The sequence below is a fragment of the Shewanella sp. 4t3-1-2LB genome (assembly GCF_017368415.1).
Classification (GTDB): Bacteria; Pseudomonadota; Gammaproteobacteria; order Enterobacterales; family Shewanellaceae; genus Shewanella; species Shewanella fodinae.
The window spans coordinates 37755-59059 of sequence record NZ_JAFNJD010000026.1; the positions used below are offsets into that span (position 1 = coordinate 37755).

Below are 21305 nucleotides of genomic sequence, written 5' to 3' on the forward strand. Positions count from 1 at the left end.
ACATGACAGATAATTTGGATGCCGCATTGGCGGAACTGGATGCATTGGATATTGATGAGTTTGCAGAGCATGAGGCTGCCAAGACTAAAAATCCTGCTGCCGATATGACTTTTTTCCGCGACGTGCCGTTGACAATTACCTTGGAAGTTGCCAGTACGGAGCTGACATTGGGCGAACTGAGCAAAGTTCGCGATGGTGATGTGTTGCCGCTAGATAAGGTCGCAGGAGAACCTCTGGATGTGATGGTAAACGGTGTGGCCTTTGCCAAGGCGGAAGTGGTCATGGTTGATGGCCATTACGGTATCCGTTTTTTACCTCAGCAACTCAGCGATGAAACCGTTACAGATGCGTAATTTGGTGGTGAGTCGGCTGTTGTTACTGGTAGGACTGACATTGTCATTTAGTGTCAGCGCTCAGGATGTCACGTTGTTTTCGCTGCATAACACCGCTGACGGACAGGACTATAACGTTAAATTACAGATCCTGTTGCTGATGTCATTGTTGACACTGTTGCCGGGGATTTTAATGGCTGCCACATCCTTTACCCGCATAGTGATTGTGCTGGCTATCTTGCGACAGGCATTGGGGTTACAGCAAAGCCCGCCCAACCGGGTGTTGATTGGCATTGCCTTGATGTTGACCATGCTGATTATGCGACCCGTGTGGCAGGACATTTATCAAAACGCTTATAAACCGCTGCAAAGTGAACAAATTACGACCGAACAGGCGCTCGAGCGAGCGGTTGTTCCCGTTCGTAAATTTATGCTGGCTCAAACCCGCGAAAACGAGATGCAGCAAGTATTGAGAATTGCCGGTGAGCCCAGCAATTTGAAACCCGAAGACGTACCGCTCGATGTGTTAGTACCTGCTTTCTTATTAAGTGAGCTGACAACGGCATTCCAGATAGGATTTATGCTGTTTATTCCGTTCCTGATTATCGATTTAGTGGTCGCCAGTGTCCTGATGTCAATGGGGATGATGATGCTGTCACCGCTGATTATCAGTTTGCCCTTTAAACTGATGGTGTTTGTGCTGGCAGATGGCTGGTCTATGGTCGCTGGCACATTGGCGGCAACCTTTGGAGCTAACTGGTGAGTCCAGAACTGGCGGTACAACTTATTGGTGATGCGGTGATCACCATCATCAAGATTTTACTGGTGCTGATTGTCCCAGGATTGCTCGTTGGGGTGGTGGTGGCCATTATCCAGACGGCAACATCCGTGCAGGAGCAAACACTCACTTTCTTGCCAAGAATGTTGATAACATTGCTGATGCTGATCTTTGCTGGTCACTGGATTATCGAAAGCCTGACTGACTGGTTTGCGCGTTTGTCACAACTGATACCCGGTGTGTTTGGATGACATCGCTTATCTCGGTCACTGGTAGCGATATAGTGCATCTTTTAGGCACCGTTTGGTGGCCGTTTGTGCGGTTGTCTGCTTTTTTCTGGGCTATGCCGGTAATGGATAACCCCGCTCTGCCTGTGAGAACCAGGATCTTATTGGCGTTTTTTTTATCTTTTGCACTGGTGGGACAGATCCCCCCCGCGCCGGATGTTGACCCTTTTTCGCTGACAATGGTGGCATTAGCAACTGAACAGATCCTCTTCGGACTGATGATGGGGCTGGTGATGCGTATGCTGTTTGAAGTGTTTACGCAGGCAGGGCTTATTTTGTCCATGCAGATGGGCTTGTCGATGGCCATTGTGATGGATCCTGGTTCAGGTAACCAAGTATCGTTGCTCGGCAATCTACTGTGGTTGATGGTTGTGTTGCTGTTTTTTGCACTGAACGGTCATTTGTTGGGGTTGCAGATGCTGGTGGACAGCTTTCAGCTTTGGCCTGTAGGGCATAGTCTCTATGAGCTAAATTTTGCCTCAGTCATCAATATGTTCGGTTGGATCTTTGCGTCTGCACTGGTGGTGGCCTTGCCCGCAGTCATCGCCATGTTATTGGTGAATATGACGTTTGGTATTGCCAGCCGTTCGGCGCCTTCGCTAAACCTGTTTACGTTTGGCTTTCCGGTAACACTACTGATGGGATTTATCGTGGTGTACCTGACGTTTGCTCAGGCGGGCAGTGTGTTCTCCAATCTGTTATTTGATGCGCTTGACGTGATGCGTCAGTTGATGGAGTAACGTATGGCAGACACTAATAGTTCGCAGGAACGTACCGAAGCACCCAGTGAGCGGCGTCTCAAAGAAGCCCGTAAGGAAGGGAAGGTCGCCAGATCCCGGGAGTTAAATACTGCGGTGCTGATGATGATCGGTATTGCCGCGTTTTTATGGTTTGCAGATGGTTTGATGCAGATGTTGTTAATTGTGATGCGGCAAACCATGCAGTTAGATCAATCCCTGCTGCACGATACCCGGCAAATGGGACTGGCATTATCGACAGCGCTGATTGAGATGCTCAAAACACTGGTGCCCATGTTAACCGCGATTTTTGTCGCGATGTGGATAGCCGCATCATTGCCGGGAGGCGTCATATTTTCATGGAGTCTGTTGGCGTTTAAGGGTAGCAGGTTGAGCCCGCTGCAAGGTCTCTCCAAGATTTTGGGAAAAAGCAGTCTACTGGAGTTGTTAAAGTCCGTCATCAAAATCGCTTTATTGATGGGCAGCATGGCGGCTTTTTTGGTGCAGTTGGCTAAGCGTTTGGTGGCCTTGCAGAGTCAGCCTTTACCACTGTCTTTACATGAAGGGTTGCAACTGCTGTTTCTCACGCTATTGCTCATGGCAACGTTACTACTGCTGGTAGCGGCGATTGATATTCCATTTCAATACAAAAGCGTGATGGATAAGATCAAAATGACTCGCCAGGAAGTCAAAGAGGAGCGCAAAACCTCTGACGGCGACCCGTTGATCAAGAGCCGTATTCGCCAGATCCAATATCAGTTTGCCCGCCGTCGTATTGAAGAGCGAGTGCCGAAGGCTGATGTGATTATCACCAACCCTACCCATTTTGCAGTGGCATTACGTTATTCAGAAAAAGATGCTAAGGCACCTTATGTGGTGGCTAAAGGTGTTGATGAAATGGCATTGCGTATTCGCGCTATAGGCACACAGCATCAAAAAGAAATTCTGGAAATCCCAGCGTTAGCTCGGGCTATTTACTGGTCAACTCGGGTTGACCAGGAAGTCCCTTCAGCCCTGTATGCCGCCGTGGCCTATGTGTTGACTTATGTGGTGCAACTGAAGGCCTATAAGGCCGGGCGCGGCAGTAAACCAGCGCCGATCCCTGAACTAAAAATTCCAAAGAATTTAGCTAAAAATTAATATGTTGGAGAAGACAATTGAACTGGCGTAACCTCACCAGACCCTATACCGCAATTCCGATCCTGTTGCTGGCAATTCTAGCAATGGTGATCTTGCCGTTACCAGCGTGGGTGCTGGACACGCTGTTTACCTTCAACATAGTGCTATCCATCATGGTGTTGCTGGTGGCAGTTTCCAGCCGTAAACCATTGGATTTTTCAGCGTTCCCTACCATTTTGCTGGTGGCCACCCTAATGCGGTTGACGTTAAATGTGGCGTCAACCCGTGTGGTATTACTCCACGGTCATGAAGGGGCCGATGTTGCCGGACGGGTGATCCAGTCATTTGGTGAAGTAGTTATTGGTGGTAACTACGTTGTTGGTATCGTGGTCTTTGCCATTTTGATGGTGATGAACTTTGTGGTGATCACCAAAGGTGGCGAGCGTATCTCCGAGGTTGCCGCCCGCTTTACTCTGGATGCGATGCCGGGTAAGCAGATGGCGATTGATGCGGATCTCAATTCCGGCCTTCTCGGCCCCGAGCAGGCGAAAGCCCGCCGCATTGAAGTCTCGCGTGAAGCCGATTTTTATGGCTCGATGGATGGTGCCTCCAAGTATGTCCGTGGTGACGCAATTGCCGGTTTGATTATTCTGGTGATTAACCTGTTGGGTGGCGTCAGCATTGGGGTGTTCCAGCACGATTTGAGTATGGGCGAAGCCTTTCAGCGCTTTGCCTTGCTCACCATAGGTGATGGTCTGGTCGCACAGATCCCATCTTTGCTGCTGGCGGTGGCATCTGCCATCATCGTCACGCGGATGAACGATGACGAAGATATGTCTGAGGCGGTCGGTGGACAACTGCTGGCATCTCCTAAAGTGGTCGCTACCGCAGCAGGGATCATGATTGTGCTGGGGATCGTTCCCGGTATGCCGATCCTGGCTTTTGGCAGTTTTGGTCTGGTGCTGTTTTACGTCGCCTGGCGCTTGTACAAACGGGTGCCTGCTGATGATTTGGCGCAGGTTGAAAAGCTCACTGAAACCATTGCTGAAAGTCAGCAATCACTTACTTGGCAAGACATTCCTCATGTCGATAGAATTTCTGTTGAACTAGGTTTCATGCTGGTGTATCTGGCCGAAAAAGACAAAGGTGAGGAGCTGATAAGTACCTTGCGTGGTATCCGTAAAACCTTATGTGAACAGCTGGGCTTTCTATTACCGGAAGTGCGGATCCGCGATAATTTAAAGCTCAATCCGCAAGAATACCGTATTTTGTTGTCTGGGGTGCCGGTGGCAGAGGGAACGCTGAAACCACAACAACTGCTGGCACTTGATACCGGAGAGGTCTACGGCCAGCTAGATGGTGAACTCACCCGCGATCCAGCCTACGGCCTCCATGCGGTGTGGATTAAGGCGGAAGATAAATCCCGGGCGTTGAACATGGGCTATTCCGTGGTTGACCTGGCCACTATTGTGGCAACTCATGCCGGTAAGGTGATCAAAGGTGCGTTGGATGAGCTGTTTTTGTTTGAAGATGTCAAACATTTCAATAAGCGGGTAAGAGAAATTGCACCAGATTTGGCAACTGCTTTAGAAAAATCTCTATCAGAGAGCGTTCAGTTGAAAGTTTTCCGCTACTTGTTGCGGGAATTAGTCTCTATCAAGGATGCGGTCACTGTCGCCAGTACCTTAGTCGATAGCGCCGATATCACCAAAGATCCGCTATTGCTTGCGGCCGATGTTCGCTGTGCGTTGCAACGAGCAATTACCCGGCAACTGATGGGCGAACGCGATGAACTGGCGGCTTATAGCTTAGACAGCAAGCTAGAGCAGACACTACAAAGCTCTCTTAATCAAGCGATGCAAGCAGGCAAAGTGGCACTGGATAGTTTTCCAGTTGCGCCCAATCTACTGCAGCAGTTCCAACGCATGATGCCTGTAGTGCAACAAGAGATGCAGAAACAGGGTATGACGCCAGTATTAGTCGTTATCCCGCAACTGCGGCCATTGTTGGCTCGATATGCGAAAACCTTCACCCATAATGCACTTGTAGTACTTTCTTACAATGAAGTACCTGACAATGTTAGGGTGAATGTGATTGGGGCGCTAGGATAAGTCAATAATTTGTCTTTTTTTCAAAAATGGCAAAAAAAGTGTAAAAATTCTATGAAAGAATATTGATTAATCGAAAGGGTTATAATACTTTAGCCCAACAAGTGCAGCGTTCTGTAAATTTTTTACAGAATCATTGCTAAGACAATTAAATAGCAAACCAGATGAAAGTCTGGGACGCAAAGCCTCCGGTCTACGTTTGTAAACAAATATGATAGCGGGGTTGCATTAACTTAGCGGCAGATCCTATCTGGCGTAATGCCTGTCTTTCTTCCGCTCGTTTTTAAAATTACTGACTAAATATTGTTCTTGGTCAGATAGTGCTATGGAATCGAGATGTCTTTTTCGTACTGGAGAGTTATTGTGCCAGCATTCATGATGCTGCCATTAATAACGATGACGAACGTTTTTGCTAAGGATAGCTGGCAACAGACTTATGAAAATGGAATTTGGAATATAAAGTCAACAAAATTTAAGTGCGCCTTATCACAAAAAATAGAAGGTGTCGCGGAAGTTGCTATTGTCAGAACGCCGGAATATAAAACTCGATTAATTCTTGACCTGCAATTCCCAGAAATCAAGATTTCATCAGCGACGGTCAAAATTAAGCCAGCTGATTGGAAGAATATCTCAAACATGTCTATTAATCAGCCTATTTATAATGGATATGTTAATGAATTATCTGTCATTTATGATGACTTAGGCCGTGAGGTTTTAGATGCTATTGCTGCTGGTGATTGGCTCGATTTTGAAGTGAATCCAGACAATAACAGTAAAGAGATAGTATTTACCAATACCCGAGGATTTTCTGCCGTTACGGCTTTTCGCAACTGTTTGTCAGATATGGCACCGATATCATGGGAAAGTGCTAGAGATAATGATTTTTTCTTCGAAAAAGGCAAAAAAAATATTTCTTCTGCCCGTGACATTAAAAAACTTCAAGATTTAGTACGTTATATAAAGTTAGATGGTCACATCAATAAAGTGTTAGTCGATGGATATAGCGATAGTGTCGGAAATAGCATCGCTAACCGACAGCTTTCGCAACAACGGGCCGATGATGTTGCCTCAAGATTAATCGAGTTTGGCTTAAAACCCGCACAATTGGAGGTGAGGGCTCATGGAAGTCGTTATCCTGTAGTTAATAATAACGACAAGGATCAGGGATTAAACCGAAGGGTATCAGTAAGACTTATCCGCAAGGATAATGGAGTAGTAAAACAATGAAAGATAATTGTGTCTTGTGGCTATCAGGGAAAAAGCCAAAAGCTAGTGAAATAGCCTGTTTTAGCGATGAATCATTATATCTGAAACACGCAAAAGACCTTTATCTTGACGGGGTGACTGAACAGCCAGAAATTATATTTATTGATTTTGTCAATTATCCAAATATTGTGCAGGACTGGGTTAGAAATATACATCATCGTTTCCCATCTACGCCGATTGTGGTGATTGTTGAATCCTCTCAAAGCCAGCTGGCATCCGATGCGCTATCTTGTGGGGCAGTTGATTATTTGCTGCGTCCTTTTAGCTGCACTCAACTACTCACGTCGGTGCGTAACGCTCGTTTCATGCTGAAAAACATGAAAGATATGGTGGCTGTATCACAAGCAAGCCAGAAGGTTTTACGTCTCGCCAATCGGGCGGCGCAAACCAACAACACCACGGTATTGATCCAGGGTGAGTCGGGGACCGGTAAGGAAAAACTGGCGCAATTTATTCACCAGATGTCTGCGCGACGCGAAAAGCCTTTTGTTGCCGTCAACTGCGCGGCAATTCCTGAGAACATGCTGGAAGCCATGTTGTTCGGTTACACCAAAGGTGCCTATACCGGTGCTGTCAATTCTGCGGCAGGTAAGTTTGAGCTGGCCAATGGCGGTACATTGTTGTTAGACGAAATTTCTGAGTTGCCGCTAGAGTTGCAGGGAAAGTTGCTGCGCGTATTGCAGGAACGGGAAGTGGAGCGCCTTGGTAGTCACAGCAAAGTCACTCTAGATGTTAGGGTCATAGCCTCGTGTAACAAAGATTTACGTGACTTAGTCAGCCAGGGGGCATTTCGTGAGGATCTTTATTACCGTTTAGACGTATTGCCACTGTGCTGGCCGGCATTAAGGCAGCGTATGGAAGATGTGATCCCCTTGGCTCAGTATTTCATTCGTAAGTATGGTGAAGATCGTTATTACCTGAGTGGATCCGCTCGTGAAGTGCTGATGAGTTATAACTGGCCGGGCAATGTGCGTGAGTTGGAAAATGTCATTCAGCGTGCCTTAGTGATGGCCAGAGGCATGGAATTGCAAGCCGAAGATTTAGGTCTGCCATTGCATCAACTCTGTTTTGATGAAGCCCCAGGTAAACGGCTGCAACACACCCGTAAACAAGCAGAGTTCGAATATATCTATGATTTACTTCAACGTTTTAATGGACATCGAAGCCGCACTGCCGAAGCGCTGGGCATGACGACACGAGCGCTCAGATACAAGCTGGCAGCAATGAGAGAAAACGGCATCGATATCGACGCTATAGCATAAATAAACAGGTGCGTTAAATATGGAACCAATAGCAACTCAGAGCCTTTTACTCAATCGCATGGATCAAATGGAATTGATGGCTGAAAGTGGCGCAATCGCGCCTGCCAATAATGGCGGTATCCAGCAGGATTTTTTGCAGGTAGTAAGAGATGTTAACGCCCAGCAGAATCTCGCATCAGAGATGATGCAGGCGGTCGATACCGGTGCTTCTCAGGATGTGGTTGGCGCGATGGTGACCAGTCAGAAGGCGAGCCTGAGTTTCAATATGTTGATGGAAGTACGCAATAAAGTTCTCGATGGTATCGATGACGTTATGCGTATGTCGCTGTAGGTGGTGATTGATGAAGGGTGTAGTGGCAACCAAAGACGAACATCTTGCCGGTAATGGCGGCTTAAAAGAAAAAGTGGTTAATCTGTCTGGCAAATTTGGTTGGCCGCAGAGTGGCGACAGAAGCCTTGCTTCCATTGCATTGCTGGCAACGTTGGTGGCTGCGGCGATCGTGATTATTTTGTGGACCTCGGCCAAAAACTATGTGCCGCTTTATGGCAATCAAGAGCATTACGATAAGGCCAGTATTCTAGAGATCCTCGACAAAGAGAAGTTCCCATTCCGCATTGATACCGATACCGGCAACATTATGGTGCCGCAGGATAAACTGGCTGACGCCCGCATCACGCTGGCGGCCCGGGGTATCAAGGCGGCTTTACCTGATGGTATCAGCAGCATTAACAGTAAGGTGCAGATGGGCACCAGTCAGTTTATGGAAACGAAACAGTACCAGCATGCGCTGGAAGGCGAGCTGGCTCGTACCATCATGAACATGGCTGGCATTCAAAGTGCTCGGGTGCACCTAGCGATTCCTAAGCGCAGTTTGTTTATCGGTCGTAAAGAGGAACAGCCCGGGGCATCTGTGATGATTGACTTAGCTCCCGGCTACGAACTGAAACAACAGCAGGTGGAGGCTATCGTCAGTCTGGTCGTGGGCAGCATTCCAGGGCTCGATCGGCGGGCGGTGTCTGTGGTGGATCAAAAGGGCGAACTGTTGACCGCCGAGCTGTTCGACGATTCGCCAGTGGGTAAAGATTCCAGCAAGAAACTGCAGTTTATTAATAAGCTCGAACAGGATATTGAACAACGGGCAGCCATCATGTTGTTGCCCATTGTCGGTGAAGGTAATTATCGGATCCAAGTTTCTGCGGATGTGGATTTCAGCGTAGTTGAAGAGACCAAAGAAACACTCGATCCCAACACAATTGTGAAGTCCGAGAATACTAAAACCGGTTCTTCTCAAGATGATCTGGCGATGGGGATCCCTGGCTCTTTGGCGAACAATCCACCGATTGCCAACCCTAACGGCCAACAACCTAAAGCAGATGTTAACGGCCGAACCAGTCAGAAGCAGGAAGCACAACGGACATTTGATAGTGGCCGTTCGGTTACGCACACACGCTACGAAGTGGGCCGACTCAAAGCGATGAGTGTTTCGGTGTTGGTGAATGATGCCGCCGCAGGTAAAACCGGCTGGACTGAGGCAAGATTGGCATCGCTTGGGGATATGGTACGAACGGCAACGGGCTTCAATGCTGAGCGTGGTGACAAGTTCAATATCTCTAGTTTCCAGTTTGTTGAAACCGATATTGCAGGTTCCACAGATACAACGCCTTGGTGGCAGTTACCCATTATGCGGGAATATGCGCGTTATTTATTTGGCACCCTGATTGCCCTGGCGTTGATCTTCTTTGGTGTTCGACCACTGGTGAGCCATTTGGTTAAGGGCAAACGCCACAACAGCGAACTGAGCCCACAACTGCTGGCCCAACAACAGGGCAGCGACGGCAAACTGGATGACTTTGATGCATTGGCCTCAGATAAGACAGCCGTAACCGAGAGCGCTAATTCCATAGACAAAAAAGTGGCTGAGGATGAAATGCCTACCATGGCATTACCAAAGGCTGGGGCGCTGTTTGAAGAGCAGGTCGCGCACATGCAGTATTTGGCACATAAAGAATCTGACCGTGTCACTGCCGTCATTAAAACGTGGGTAGAACGAGGAATAGAAATTGAATCCAGCAAGTCCTGAATTCGTCAGCGAATTATCTGAACTCGATCAAGCCGCTATTCTGTTGTTGAGTATGGGCGAGGATAACGCTGCTAACGTTATTCGGCGGCTCGGCAAAGGTGAGGTGAAGGCCTTGTCTGAGCGGATGGCGAAAATTGCGCATATTACCCAAGAGGATATGAGTCAGACGCTGCAACATTTCTTTGACAGTTACCGCAACGAAAGTGGTGTCAGTGGTGCATCGCGCCGTTATTTAGAAAAAGCATTGGATAAAGCCGTGGGGCGCAAGCTGGCGCGGGGCATGCTCGATGATATTTATGGCGTTACTTTGATTGAAGAGTTACGCCGTCTCGAATGGGTACCATCTGAACTGATCGCCCGGTTCCTGGAACAGGAACATGCGCAGATGCAGGCGCTGATCCTGGCATTTTTGCCACCGGAGCAAAGCTCGGCGGTGCTGGCATTATTACCGCAGGAGCGCCACGAAGATCTGCTGTTCCGCATTGCCGGAATGCGGGAAGTCAGTGAGCATATTATCGATGATTTACGTTTTGCACTGGAGCGCTGTATCGAATTTGTCGGGCAGCAAACCGGTGCCAGAGTAGATGGCGTCGAAAAAGTGGCCGAGATTGTCAACCGTTATAACGGCAACAAAGCAGAAATTATCGCCTTGCTACGACAGCACGACAAGCAGACGGCCATTGCTATTGAAGAACGGATGTTCGACTTTGATACCATTGCCCTACAGACCGAAGAAGTACGCGCACAACTGATGAACGAGATTTCCGATGAGTTGTGGATTGTGGCACTCAAAGGGGCAAAAGCAGAATTTATCCAGTCTATTTTACAAGCCTTGCCCAAACGCTTAGCACAAGTGTATCAACAGCAGCTTGATGGCTTGGCCCCCCAGCCCGTGCGAAAAGTGGAAACGGCACGCGCGGAGATTATGAAAATCATTCGGCAGATGATGAGCGATGGCACCATCGATTATCGGCTTTATCAGGAAGATGTGTTGGGGTAAGCCATGTCAGAACTGTTTCAATTCCCTTCAGTTGTCCGTCAGGCGTCGCAGCTAACGTTGCAACAGCGGCTTGACGAGGCCTACCAACAAGGTGTCAACGATGGTCAATTGACGGGCGAGCAGCGTGGGCGGCAGTGGGCGGCTGATGAATTAAGAGCGGAAATAGAAGCACAATGGCAACAAAAGTTGCAGCAGCAAAAAACCGCAACCGAAGCTGATAACCGTCAGCATCTGGCACAACTGATGAATGGTATTAAGTCTCAGCTTCACATCAGTGCGGCACAATTAAGCGAAGATCTCTATACACTGATCCGCGAGCTGGCGCAGACCGTTATTGAAAGTGAGTTGTCGGCGCAGCCACAGTCTTATTTAAAGGCGATAGAGCGCACGCTGGAAGCCCTGCAAGGGCGTGATATCGTTACCGCTATCAGTGTTTCCGTTAGCGACAACCAATGGCTTAAAAGTCAGGGAATTAGCGATATCGATGGTATTCCTTTTCGGGTGGACGAATCCTTGCCTGTTGGGCAGGTGCAGTTTGAAGGGGAAGCGCAACTGCATCAATTGTCATTTCGGCAGCGTCTCTCTGAGGTGCTGCAACAGATAAAGCCGATACTCACCGATGCAGACTGAATGGCAACAGCGCCTGCAGCTCGCTACTGCAGCCATCCGTCCAGCGCATCAATTCAACAGTTACGGGCGCTTACTGAGTATTAATGGCCTGACCTTGACCGTTAAAGGCGGCCGTTTATCGCTTGGGCAGCGTTGTCAGGTGGAAGGCCAACAGCAGTGGTTTGATGCTGAAGTGATAGGTTTTGATCAGGAACAGGCCTTTCTGATGCCTTTGGCTGCGGTTTCCGGGCTGTATGCTGGTGCTAAAGTGCGGGTGATCGAAAATTCCGCTCTCTTGCCAGTAGGCGATTCCTTGATGGGGCGTGTTGTCGACGGTCTGATGCGACCGATTGACGACCTTGGCGAAATCGACGCACCACGACAAACATTATATGCACCACATCTAAGCCCCCTGCAGCGGCGCGGGGTAGAGCAACCTTTGGACGTCGGCATTCGGGCGCTTAATGGCCTGTTTACCGTGGGTAAAGGTCAGCGTATTGGCTTGTTTGCCGGTTCCGGTGTCGGTAAGAGTAAATTGTTAGGCATGATGACCCGCTATACTGCGGCCGACGTGGTAATTGTCGGATTGATTGGTGAACGTGGTTGGGAAGTCCGTGATTTTATTGAGCATGCCTTAGGGCCTGAGGGACGCAAGAAAGCCATTGTGGTGGCCGCTCCCGCGGATCAGTCGCCATTGCTGCGGTTGCGAGCAGCGGAGCTGAGCCATAAGCTTGCCGCCCATTTCCGAGATCAAGGGAAAAACGTACTGCTGTTGATGGATTCTCTGACTCGCTATGCTCAGGCGCAGCGGGAAATCGGCTTGTCTCTCGGTGAACCCCCAGCAACTAAAGGTTATCCGCCTTCCGTATTCAGCAAGTTGACCGGACTCGTCGAAAGCTCCGGTAATAGCAATAGTTCTCGTGGCAGCATGACCGCCATTTATACCGTACTGGCGGAAGGTGATGACCCGCAAGATCCCATCGTCGATAGCACGCGGGCAATCCTCGACGGGCATATAGTGCTGCGGCGTTCTTTGGCAGAGCAAGGGCATTTCCCAGCAATCGATATTGGGGCCTCAATCAGCCGGGTGATGCCTCAGATAGTGAGTGAAGCCCATCTGCAGGCCTGTTACCGATTGAAGCGCTTGTACAGCCGTTATCAGCAGATCCAGGAGTTAATTCCGCTGGGGGCTTATCAACGTGGTGAAGATGCGGAACTAGATGCTGTCGTTAAACGTTTCCCAGCCATCGAAGCTTTTCTGTGTCAGGGCCTTAACGAACAATCAATATATGCCGACAGTCGTAAGCAACTAATGGAGTTGGTCAATGAGTTCGCTTAATCAGTATATGGCGTTGCAACGGCAAAAATTTGAACGTATGCAAAGTCGTCGGCAGCAGCTGTTACAGAGTCAGCAATTGGAGCAGAGTCGCTTTGAACAATTGCATGAGCATATGGCAGCGCTGTCGGTTAACCCCGGTGGTTCTGCGCTTTATCTACAGAACATGGGCAGCATTAAACAGCAGATGCATCAGTTATGTGAGCAGCAACAGCGGCGAGTCATGGAGGCTTCACAGGAATACCGTCTGCAGCAACGGGCTTGCCTGCAACAGGCAAGTTTCAATATGGGGCTACAACATATGCTGGAACGGCGAGCGGAAACCGCGAGAAAACAGCAACAATTACAGGAACAAAAACAGTTGGATGAACTGGTATGTGGTTATCATGCTAGAAGCTGAAACGTGAACACCATAAAAATGAAAACCGCCTGCAGGGACGAAACAGGCGGCTTTCTTAACGCGGGTTTACAACGCTTATAGGGTGCTGGCTTCGGTAGTGATGTGAATGGTCACTTCATCGCTGACATAAGGCACATATTGACCCATACCAAACTCAGAACGTTTAATCTCAGTAGTGGCGTCAAAACCAACAGTTGGTTTTTTCTTCATTGGGTGCTCGCCCTCTTTATTCAGCTTGGCATGCAATACCACTTCTTTAGTGATCCCTTTGATAGTCAGTTTACCGGTAACGTCATATTCATTGGCGGCAGTTTTCACCACTTTAGTGCTATCAAAGGTTGCTTGCGGGTGACCTTCGGCGTCAAAGTAGTCTTTAGCCAGAAACTCTTTAGTTAACGCTGGCACTCGAGTGTCGACGGTTTTCACTGGAATTTTTACACTGACTTTTGATTTAGTCGCATCCGCGTCATCAAAGTTTAGCGTGCCGGTGACATCGCTGAAACTGGCTGTTGGGTTAGAAAAACCAAAATGATTCCATGACACAATCACACTTGTGTGGGTCGGATCCAATTGAAACGTTTCGGCCATAGCGCTAGCACTGAGGCTGGCAAAACCTGCAAACGCAACACTCAACGTAACTTTTTTCAACAGATGCATATATTCCCTCTCTGATAATTGTTAGCTGGCGCGTATCTTCGTCCAGCGTTAATGGGTTGAGATCCCGGCATCTCGAATATTGGCTGCCGAGGATTTCCTGCTGCAACTCATACTACGTTCTAAAAAATTTAGATCAACGGCGAAAATTCGCATAAACAATTCGAATAATTGCAATTATTCAGTGATATTTGTTATGGGACTTTGGTCAAAACATAGGTCTGGCTTAACAATAATGAAAATGATTTACGCAACTTCATAGCGATTGCGACCATTGTCTTTGGCGATATAGAGTGCCGCATCAGCCCAGGCAAACAGGGTTTCATATTCAATAATGGCATCAGCAGGTTTTACCGCCAGACCAACAGAGATGGTGACCACCTTGCAGGCGGCAGAAGTTTGATGGGGGATGCCCAGCTTTTCTACTGCTTGACAGAGATTGCCCGCCACCACCATGGCTTCTTCTTTGCTGGTGTTTTCCAGCACCAGCACAAATTCTTCGCCACCATAGCGACATATCAGATCAGTGGCACGGTGAGTGCTTTCCTGAAGGGCAATTGCTACTTGTTGTAGCACTTTGTCTCCCATGGCATGACCGTAAAAGTCGTTGTAACGCTTGAAAAAATCCACATCAACCACCAGCATGGCTATGGGTTGCTTGCGGTTAATGACCGAATTGCGCAAGGTTGCGAGATATTCATCCAAATAACGACGATTGGCCAAACCGGTTAATGCATCGGTATTACTCAGATCCTGTAACTGGCGATTTTTCATCGTGAGCTTTTGTTGCTGCTGTGCTACTAATTCGAACATCAGGTCAATCAGACGACCGAGTTTGTGTATCTCGTTATGACCTCTCAGGTTAGCTCTAGCGGAATAGTCATTACTGAAATTGACGTAGCTAATCGTTTTCAGCAAATGACGAACGGGTTCGACTAATTTGCGGCTGATATAAAGATAAAACAGCAACAGCGTCAGGAAAGACACGGCTATGCCGGCTGAGAGGGCAGGATTGAACAGTGCCTCATCGTATATTCTCGGACTTTGTGGGATAGCAAACACCAATAACAGCTGGTTATCTAACCCTAGGACTCCAATATATAAACTATTGTTCCAGAGCTTAATTTGTATGTCATCAGTTTGCAGCATAGTGCTGATGTGCTGTCCGATGTCGCTTTCTTGGGCAGGATCGATGATACGGATATCATCATTGGCTAATGGCATCAACTCCCCGATAAAACGGCCATCTAAATAGTGCCACAGCAACAAGGTACCAGCACTGACTCCTTGTTCCAGCGAAGGCGCTATGCTTTGACTGATAACTACCGCAGGCTTGTCGTTGACCTTAATAAAACTGGTCTTTGACACCGGCATTAGCTGATTTTGCTGAACTTCTTCTGTACTGATCAGGAGTTTCGTCGGTATGTCTTGCGGGGCAGAAAACATGGCGACGGTGATAGGTTGCAGGTTGTTATCAACACTCATACCCGCCAGGAGTTGCTGTTCATTGTCGTAAAAATACAGTCCGTTGATAGACAGATGCTGAAAAGAAGGCCCGATCATAAAGTTGTCTTTAAACCACTGTTGATCTCGGGCAAGCGCTTTTGTGTAAGAGCCGTCCCAGACAGCGTTATCATAGGCAATATTTTGTAACCGCTTCAGTTGTAGTTGCAAAACACTCTTGAAACGCTTGATTTCCAGTTTGTCATTATAGAGTGCCAGATGCGAGAACTGCGGCAGTGTCCACATGTAACGTATCATCACCTGGGTCGATAGAATGGCGCAGCATGCCAGTGCGACAGCAAGCAGTAACTGTGACCTTAAGCTGGATCTTCTCAACATGCATTCAGCCCCCAGGTATTTAACATCCTGTTGAGTAATCATTCCCTGTCGAGCAAAGTATAGAAGTTAATTGGTCATTTTTGAGATACGTGAGCCTTTCCCTAAAGTATTTCTCCTACATCTGAGCCTGTACCGGCGAAAACCAGCGTCCTATTTACCTCATTCATGAATAAAAACTCCTAAAGATTTTTTTCATGAATTATCGATAAGTCGTAATCGATCACATTTAATGCGCAGCAAAGAATTTAATCTAGCATATGCCACTAAGTAGTTGATTTAATTGATTTTAACTATCTGCAATTCGCATTTTTGCAAATTGCAAAATAACAAATGTGGGGTGATGAACATGAACGTAAATCGACGTCAGGCAATGGGACAAATTATCGGTTTGGTAAGTGTTGCTGCGGGTGGGGGCATCATGGCAACAGCTATGGCCGCAGACACTTGTCCAGGCGATATATCTATTGGTATCGGCAGTGAAGGTACCAGTGATTTGGCGGCTAATCTTCTTACTTATGTGAAAGTCGAGCCGCTCGCGGTAGCAAAACGCGCATACGAAGACTATGGCAAAGGTGGTTGTATGTATGGTGTTTTTGATGCCATCGTCAAAGAGTTGGCCGCGCAAGGGCACGAAGATGCCTGTAAATTTGCGGCAATTCCCACCAATATAACCGTTTATGGTGCCGGTGGTATTGCTGGCTGGGGCACCTTGTGCGGTTGCCTAAACGCAGCAGCGATGGCTGTCAACATGCTGGCGGGCGTCGATCGTAACAAGGTTATCCGCTCTGTGTATCATTATTATGAAAGTACTGCGATGCCACGTGGAGATAGCGAGTTCCTGAGTGCCATTGGTGCACCAACCCGTAAGACCGATGCCGGAGAATTGCTAACAGCGGATAAGATTGGGCAGTCTGTAGCAAAATCAATTCTTTGTCATACTTCTGTGACGCTTTGGTCAAAGCAAAGTAAGTTTGGCACCAGTCATCCGGCAAAACTGGAGCGTTGTGCCCAGGTTACAGCAGAAATCGCCTATACGACTGTCGATTTCCTCAATAAAGCGTTGGATAACACGCTGGATGTTGCTACCGCTGCCGAGGGGAATAGTGACTGTGCTGGCTGCCACAGCAGTACCAAGCGGGAGCCCGATACCTATTTTGCCACAGATGTTAACGCCCAGATGGAGTGCCAAACCTGTCATAGCGAGCACGATGTCACTGCTGGTTTGACTGGGGCACATGAAGGTTTCACCTGCAGCGACTGTCACTAGGAGGCTGTGATGAAATATCAAAGTCTGATAATAATCTCGGCATTATTGGCGCTCGGTGGCTGCGGTTCGGATGATGACGAAAACGTAACCCCTGAACCGAGCTATGTGTCCATCAACGATGCCACCAGCCTCAAAATTGTGGTTGATAGCATTGACAGCGCTACCAAAGCGGTAACATTTTCACTCACGACTAATGAGGGAGAACCGGTTACTGGTGCGGGTGCCAATTATACGGTCATGTACCTGAATATTCCCGGCGAACAGGTTTCAGCATTTTCAATCCCTTGGCATAAGGGCGTCCGCTTTGCGTGCAGTGACAGCAGCGATGTCTGCAGTGGCACTCTAAGTGCAACGGATACCGCTGGAAAATACCAATTCACTCCGGGGAGCCTAGAAAAATTGGGAACTACCGTTGGACAGCTGAAATTGGCCATCAATATTAATGGCACTTTGGCACAAACTAAAACGGATCTATTAGATATTCCTTCTGCGTAATCTTTAATTAGCTATTGAAGTATTTGCCCGGCAATCGCCGGGCTTTTTTGTTAGCTTATTTATTAATATGTAATCCATTTAAGATAATTTTCTCTATTTAACTTTTATGATTTCGCGATTTGGTGGGCAGCTCACTGTGCTGTTCATATCATCATGTGATGTGGATCTTGATGGCTATGCCAACACCACCAAAGTTAGAGATCATGATTAAACGTTTAACGCCAGGATCTTGCGCTGCTCTCATTACTCGTAGTGTTCTCTCAAACGCAGGTTTTATCATTTCGTCTTCATGTTTGGGAAACTGCAGAAAAATGGGAAGGCCACATACACGTAATCGCCATCGCGACAGGCTTGCGCCCAGTTGTCATCTTGCAGTAAGTGTGCTTCAAAAATGGTCATTGGCGCGTCGTTACTTATGCCTGCATTATGTAAGTCCAGCCAGATTTGCTGCATTTTGGCTTGGCGCCGTACCGTGGTTTGATTCGATAATCCTATTCAAGCAATTGCACTATGCAATGGCTGGCGATAAAGCCGCTACCGCCGCTGAGCAGTACTTGGGATGCCCAATATCTCCGATGATAACGATACCGAAAACGGTAAGGGGGCATTGCCATCTTGATGGTTTGCTGAAAAGTCCATTTTCAGTTTGTTGAGTGGTTCATCTATTCATAATGACAGATCGAACACTGACATAGGGTTGTCAGTATGACCCGTTAAACTGCCGCAATTAACAACACTCAAGGATACATTATGACGCCTATGCCAATGGTGATTCAGCAGTATTTTCAAGGGGTAAATCAACGCGATATAACGTTGCTTACGGCCTCTTTGTCCGCTGACGTTCAAGTACAAGATGAAGGGGAGATTTATCAGGGGATTGCCAGTGTCTGCGCTTGGCAGCATGCGGCGGTCGCACGTTATCAGCATCATTGTCATTGTGTGTCTTGGCGGCAACAGCAGGCACAGTGGTACGTGGACGCTGAGGTGAGTGGCGCATTTGCTGGCAGCCCTGTGATACTGACCTTTGTGTTTACCTTAGTGCAGCAGTTAATCGCACGAGTGGAGATTGACTAATGACCAAGCAATTGACTCGGGTATTGGTGACTGGTGCCGGACAGGGGATCGGCCAGGCGGTTGCGGATTATTTTGCTGCAAGTGGTGCTGAGGTCATAGGTGTGGCGCGCCATATTCCAGCACAGCACAATTGTCAGCAATTTATCGCGGCAGATCTGGCTACGGCTGAAGGATGTCTGCAGGTAGCCGAAACAGTGATGATTCATTGGAATTCGCTAGCGGTGGTGGTTCATGTGGTCGGCGGTTCCACGGCTCCAGGTGGCGGCGTATTGGCATTGACCGACGCTCATTGGCAGCAAGAACTTAATTTGAATCTGCTCAGTGCCGTACGTCTTGATCGATTATTACTGCCATTGCTACTGGCGAGGCGGCAGGGGACAATTATTCATGTGTCATCCATTCAAAGTAAGATGCCGCTGTATGAATCCACCTTGGCCTATGCTGCGGCTAAGGCCGCATTAACTAATTACAGTAAAGGCTTGTCTCGTCAGTTGGGCCCTATGGGGATCCGGGTGAATGCGGTCAGCCCTGGTTATACTGCCACTCAAGCGGCCGATGCCTTGGTCGCGCGTTTGGCGGCGCACTCGGAAAACACCGTTGAACAGACCCGACAACAACTGATGGACAGTCTAGGTGGAATTGATATCGGCCGTCCCAATCGACCAGAAGAGGTTGCTGCGTTAGTGGGCTTTTTAGCATCGCCTGCGGCGGCAGCCATTCACGGCGTCGATTATGTGATTGACGGTGGTACACTGCCCACAGTGTGTTAAGCCGATTTTGGAGCGTGCAGTGTGAATCGGGTTGATCGTTTACTGGCCATGATCCTCTACTTGCAGGGGCGGCGTTACAGCAGCGCCCGCCAATTGGCTGAGCATTTTGGCCTCAGTGAACGGACCGTATATCGGGATCTGGCGGCACTGGGTGAAGCGGGAGTACCCATCAGTATGAGTGCTGGCCGGGGGTATCGCTTACTGGCCGATTATCATCTGCCGCCGGTAAATTTCACAGCGGAGGAAGCGAGCGCCTTACTCACCGGTGGATTATTGTTAGCCCATCACAGCGGTGAGGACACCCAGCGGCATCTGCAATCTGCCCTAAGTAAAATTCGCGCGGTCAGTTCAGGGGTTAATCAACCTTATCTGGATACGCTACCCAATACGATGCGGGTAACTACCGGCAATTGCGGCGCAGAAGAGTTGTCACTACTGCAACAAGCCATAGTGCAGCAGCAAGTGCTAACGTTTGACTATTGCAAATATCTGCACACCGATCACCAGCACCGTGAAGTGGAAGCGCATGGGCTGATTTTTTATCTGCAACGTTGGCACCTGATTGCCTGGTGTCGTACCCGTCAGGCGTTTCGCGATTTTCGTGTCGACAGGATGCAGCTGCTACAACTGACAAATATCCCCTTTTTGCCGCGGCCGAGTTTTTCTTTAGAAGATTATATCGCCAGACAAATGCCGGAACCTGCACTGCAAGGTGATATTTTGCTGGATAACGCACTACTTGATAAAGCTAAACGCGAGTGGTGGTTGGGACTAACCGTTGTGGAGCCTGGCGAGCCGTACAGTCGCATTCGCTTGCGTTGTCACGATTGGCCATCACTGGCAGCGTGGGTGTTATCGCTTGGCATTCAGGCTAAAGCGGTGGCCCCGGCGGCACTCAAACAGACATTGCTGACGCTGGCGGCTCAGACTCTGGCGCATCATCAACAATATGAATAAACGGAAATCACTATGTCAAATCACACCCGTTGCCGATGGGCAGAAAGCGATCCACTACTGCAACAGTACCATGATGAAGAATGGGATCGGCCAGTACATGACAGCCGCTTATTGTGGGAAATGCTGATGCTGGAAGGTTTTCAGGCCGGATTATCCTGGCTGATTGTGCTGCGTAAACGTCAGGCATTCACCCAGGCATTTGCAGAATTTGAGCCGCAGCAAATCGCAGCTTTTGGCCCAGAAGCTGTGGAGCAACTGCTACAAAACCCCGGTATTATCCGAGCGCGCGCAAAAATTGAAGCGGTAATCCACAATGCAAAAGTGTACCTAACACTGCAACAGCAAGGGCAGGATTTCAGTCACTGGTTATGGTCCAAAGTAGATAATACGCCAATTGCCAGTCATGCTCCCGAGCTGCCGCAGAGCCCATTGTCACAGCAGTTATCTCGCGAGCTAAAAAAACTGGGGTTTAAGTTTGTTGGCCCCGTGATCGTGCATTCATGGTTACAGGCCGTGGGCGTCATTAACGATCATCAGCATGATTGTTTTTGCTTGCATCAGGCGTTATTTCGAACAAAAAGAGATAATTTAGATGTTAAGTCTCTTTGACAAAGGAAATGGAGAGATTTCCATCTGCAGCCTTTTCAATATGCTCACTGCTGTGGAATACCTGTTCAAGGTATTCCAAAAATAAGTCAAGCAACCTTGGAATACCGTTTGGAATACCAAAACGGTGAGATTCAGTGAGACCGGTTGAGACGTTACGATACGTAACTTGTTGATTTTATATTGGTATTGGCAGTGAAAAACCACCTTCTGAAGAAGGTGGCTTTGTGATTACCCCCTAAAAGGGGGCCTTCTATACAAGAGCAAGCTCAGCTTGCTCTTGTTTTTCGACTCTTTCTTGATGGCGGACATACCTGCGAATTAT

23 protein-coding genes and 1 riboswitch are annotated in these 21305 nt (G+C 48.3%); of the genes, 20 read left to right on the forward strand and 3 right to left on the reverse strand.

The genetic code is table 11. From position 1 onward, the window contains the following. Positions 1–2: 2 nt before the first annotated feature. The 14 genes from J3L11_RS10955 (at position 3) to J3L11_RS11020 (ending at position 13315) form a co-directional block, all read left to right on the forward strand. Positions 3–353, forward strand: a complete 351-nt coding sequence (locus J3L11_RS10955) for a FliM/FliN family flagellar motor switch protein (protein ID WP_189618751.1) — start codon at positions 3–5, stop codon at positions 351–353. After that, a complete protein-coding gene (gene fliP, locus J3L11_RS10960; protein ID WP_189618787.1) occupies positions 346–1095 on the forward strand; it encodes a flagellar type III secretion system pore protein FliP in 750 nt (249 codons plus the stop codon). The genes J3L11_RS10955 and fliP overlap by 8 nt, the downstream gene beginning before the upstream one ends. Continuing rightward, positions 1092–1361 carry a flagellar biosynthetic protein FliQ gene (locus tag J3L11_RS10965; RefSeq protein ID WP_133039712.1) on the forward strand — a complete coding sequence of 90 codons (270 nt, stop codon included), beginning with the start codon at positions 1092–1094 and terminating at the stop codon, positions 1359–1361. Before fliP ends, J3L11_RS10965 begins: the two co-directional genes overlap by 4 nt. Further along, positions 1358–2137, forward strand: a complete 780-nt coding sequence (fliR, locus tag J3L11_RS10970) for a flagellar biosynthetic protein FliR (RefSeq protein ID WP_207571004.1) — start codon at positions 1358–1360, stop codon at positions 2135–2137. Before J3L11_RS10965 ends, fliR begins: the two co-directional genes overlap by 4 nt. Before the next feature lie 3 nt (positions 2138–2140). Further along, on the forward strand, positions 2141–3274 hold the full coding sequence (flhB, locus tag J3L11_RS10975) for a flagellar biosynthesis protein FlhB (protein ID WP_207571005.1): 1134 nt from the start codon (positions 2141–2143) through the stop codon (positions 3272–3274). 17 nt (positions 3275–3291) lie between these two features. Further along, the gene (locus J3L11_RS10980) at positions 3292–5364 is read left to right on the forward strand and encodes a flagellar biosynthesis protein FlhA (RefSeq protein ID WP_207571006.1); all 2073 of its coding nucleotides are present in this window, start codon (positions 3292–3294) and stop codon (positions 5362–5364) included. 141 nt (positions 5365–5505) lie between these two features. After that, a riboswitch (cyclic di-GMP riboswitch) is annotated at positions 5506–5592 on the forward strand. Positions 5593–5724: 132 nt separating this feature from the next. Further along, on the forward strand, positions 5725–6588 hold the full coding sequence (locus J3L11_RS10985) for an OmpA family protein (protein ID WP_207571007.1): 864 nt from the start codon (positions 5725–5727) through the stop codon (positions 6586–6588). Beyond that, positions 6585–7889 (forward strand): sigma-54 dependent transcriptional regulator, encoded by a 1305-nt coding sequence (locus tag J3L11_RS10990; RefSeq protein ID WP_207571008.1) that lies wholly within the window; start codon positions 6585–6587, stop codon positions 7887–7889. The genes J3L11_RS10985 and J3L11_RS10990 overlap by 4 nt, the downstream gene beginning before the upstream one ends. Before the next feature lie 19 nt (positions 7890–7908). Further along, positions 7909–8220, forward strand: a complete 312-nt coding sequence (locus tag J3L11_RS19540) for a flagellar hook-basal body complex protein FliE (protein WP_133040671.1) — start codon at positions 7909–7911, stop codon at positions 8218–8220. 10 nt (positions 8221–8230) lie between these two features. Next, positions 8231–9970 (forward strand): flagellar basal-body MS-ring/collar protein FliF, encoded by a 1740-nt coding sequence (fliF, locus tag J3L11_RS11000; protein ID WP_189618745.1) that lies wholly within the window; start codon positions 8231–8233, stop codon positions 9968–9970. Then, positions 9951–10970: a FliG C-terminal domain-containing protein gene (locus tag J3L11_RS11005; protein WP_242695199.1), complete on the forward strand. Its 1020-nt coding sequence runs from the start codon at positions 9951–9953 to the stop codon at positions 10968–10970. Before fliF ends, J3L11_RS11005 begins: the two co-directional genes overlap by 20 nt. 3 nt (positions 10971–10973) lie before the next feature. Then, positions 10974–11600, forward strand: a complete 627-nt coding sequence (locus tag J3L11_RS11010) for a FliH/SctL family protein (RefSeq protein WP_133040669.1) — start codon at positions 10974–10976, stop codon at positions 11598–11600. Next, complete coding sequence (locus J3L11_RS11015) at positions 11590–12918, forward strand: FliI/YscN family ATPase (RefSeq protein ID WP_189618744.1); 1329 nt, start codon at positions 11590–11592, stop codon at positions 12916–12918. Before J3L11_RS11010 ends, J3L11_RS11015 begins: the two co-directional genes overlap by 11 nt. Continuing rightward, entirely contained in the window at positions 12905–13315 is a 411-nt protein-coding gene (locus tag J3L11_RS11020; protein ID WP_207571009.1) for a hypothetical protein, read from the forward strand. Before J3L11_RS11015 ends, J3L11_RS11020 begins: the two co-directional genes overlap by 14 nt. Positions 13316–13390: 75 nt before the next feature. Here J3L11_RS11020 and J3L11_RS11025 read toward each other — a convergent pair whose 3' ends face one another. Together J3L11_RS11025 and J3L11_RS11030 are read right to left on the reverse strand one after the other, a co-directional pair. After that, positions 13391–13972: a YceI family protein gene (locus J3L11_RS11025; protein WP_207571010.1), complete on the reverse strand. Its 582-nt coding sequence runs from the start codon at positions 13970–13972 to the stop codon at positions 13391–13393. Between the two features lie 243 nt (positions 13973–14215). After that, positions 14216–15811: a diguanylate cyclase gene (locus J3L11_RS11030; RefSeq protein WP_207571011.1), complete on the reverse strand. Its 1596-nt coding sequence runs from the start codon at positions 15809–15811 to the stop codon at positions 14216–14218. Between the two features lie 346 nt (positions 15812–16157). Here J3L11_RS11030 and J3L11_RS11035 point away from each other — a divergent pair, with 346 nt between their 5' ends. After that, entirely contained in the window at positions 16158–17078 is a 921-nt protein-coding gene (locus J3L11_RS11035) for a C-GCAxxG-C-C family protein (protein ID WP_133040664.1), read from the forward strand. Positions 17079–17087: 9 nt separating this feature from the next. Next, positions 17088–17573, forward strand: a complete 486-nt coding sequence (locus J3L11_RS11040) for a hypothetical protein (RefSeq protein ID WP_189618740.1) — start codon at positions 17088–17090, stop codon at positions 17571–17573. A 276-nt stretch (positions 17574–17849) separates the two neighbouring features. Here J3L11_RS11040 and J3L11_RS11045 read toward each other — a convergent pair whose 3' ends face one another. Then, positions 17850–18026, reverse strand: coding sequence for a hypothetical protein (locus J3L11_RS11045; protein ID WP_207571012.1), 177 nt, complete (start codon positions 18024–18026; stop codon positions 17850–17852). Positions 18027–18323: 297 nt separating this feature from the next. Here J3L11_RS11045 and J3L11_RS11050 point away from each other — a divergent pair, with 297 nt between their 5' ends. Genes J3L11_RS11050 through J3L11_RS11065 form a run of 4 tightly spaced genes read left to right on the forward strand, consistent with a single transcriptional unit; the run spans position 18324 to position 20983 of the window. Next, entirely contained in the window at positions 18324–18647 is a 324-nt protein-coding gene (locus J3L11_RS11050; RefSeq protein ID WP_207571013.1) for a hypothetical protein, read from the forward strand. Then, positions 18647–19417, forward strand: a complete 771-nt coding sequence (locus tag J3L11_RS11055) for an SDR family oxidoreductase (protein WP_207571014.1) — start codon at positions 18647–18649, stop codon at positions 19415–19417. The genes J3L11_RS11050 and J3L11_RS11055 overlap by 1 nt, the downstream gene beginning before the upstream one ends. A gap of 21 nt (positions 19418–19438) precedes the next feature. After that, positions 19439–20374, forward strand: coding sequence for a YafY family protein (locus tag J3L11_RS11060; protein WP_207571015.1), 936 nt, complete (start codon positions 19439–19441; stop codon positions 20372–20374). Positions 20375–20386: 12 nt separating this feature from the next. Further along, positions 20387–20983, forward strand: coding sequence for a DNA-3-methyladenine glycosylase I (locus J3L11_RS11065; RefSeq protein ID WP_207571016.1), 597 nt, complete (start codon positions 20387–20389; stop codon positions 20981–20983). Positions 20984–21305: the final 322 nt, after the last annotated feature.

Bases quoted from the DNA above. Each gene is read 5' to 3' on its own strand.
- J3L11_RS10955 (WP_189618751.1), top strand. From the start codon at position 3: ATGACAGATAATTTGGATGCCGCATTGGCGGAACTGGATGCATTGGAT.
- fliP (WP_189618787.1), top strand. From the start codon at position 346: ATGCGTAATTTGGTGGTGAGTCGGCTGTTGTTACTGGTAGGACTGACA.
- fliR (WP_207571004.1), top strand. From the start codon at position 1,358: ATGACATCGCTTATCTCGGTCACTGGTAGCGATATAGTGCATCTTTTA.
- flhB (WP_207571005.1), top strand. From the start codon at position 2,141: ATGGCAGACACTAATAGTTCGCAGGAACGTACCGAAGCACCCAGTGAG.
- J3L11_RS10990 (WP_207571008.1), top strand. From the start codon at position 6,585: ATGAAAGATAATTGTGTCTTGTGGCTATCAGGGAAAAAGCCAAAAGCT.
- J3L11_RS19540 (WP_133040671.1), top strand. From the start codon at position 7,909: ATGGAACCAATAGCAACTCAGAGCCTTTTACTCAATCGCATGGATCAA.
- fliF (WP_189618745.1), top strand. From the start codon at position 8,231: ATGAAGGGTGTAGTGGCAACCAAAGACGAACATCTTGCCGGTAATGGC.
- J3L11_RS11010 (WP_133040669.1), top strand. From the start codon at position 10,974: ATGTCAGAACTGTTTCAATTCCCTTCAGTTGTCCGTCAGGCGTCGCAG.
- J3L11_RS11015 (WP_189618744.1), top strand. From the start codon at position 11,590: ATGCAGACTGAATGGCAACAGCGCCTGCAGCTCGCTACTGCAGCCATC.
- J3L11_RS11020 (WP_207571009.1), top strand. From the start codon at position 12,905: ATGAGTTCGCTTAATCAGTATATGGCGTTGCAACGGCAAAAATTTGAA.
- J3L11_RS11025 (WP_207571010.1), bottom strand. From the start codon at position 13,972: ATGCATCTGTTGAAAAAAGTTACGTTGAGTGTTGCGTTTGCAGGTTTT.
- J3L11_RS11030 (WP_207571011.1), bottom strand. From the start codon at position 15,811: ATGTTGAGAAGATCCAGCTTAAGGTCACAGTTACTGCTTGCTGTCGCA.
- J3L11_RS11035 (WP_133040664.1), top strand. From the start codon at position 16,158: ATGAACGTAAATCGACGTCAGGCAATGGGACAAATTATCGGTTTGGTA.
- J3L11_RS11040 (WP_189618740.1), top strand. From the start codon at position 17,088: ATGAAATATCAAAGTCTGATAATAATCTCGGCATTATTGGCGCTCGGT.
- J3L11_RS11045 (WP_207571012.1), bottom strand. From the start codon at position 18,026: ATGCAGCAAATCTGGCTGGACTTACATAATGCAGGCATAAGTAACGAC.
- J3L11_RS11050 (WP_207571013.1), top strand. From the start codon at position 18,324: ATGACGCCTATGCCAATGGTGATTCAGCAGTATTTTCAAGGGGTAAAT.
- J3L11_RS11055 (WP_207571014.1), top strand. From the start codon at position 18,647: ATGACCAAGCAATTGACTCGGGTATTGGTGACTGGTGCCGGACAGGGG.
- J3L11_RS11065 (WP_207571016.1), top strand. From the start codon at position 20,387: ATGTCAAATCACACCCGTTGCCGATGGGCAGAAAGCGATCCACTACTG.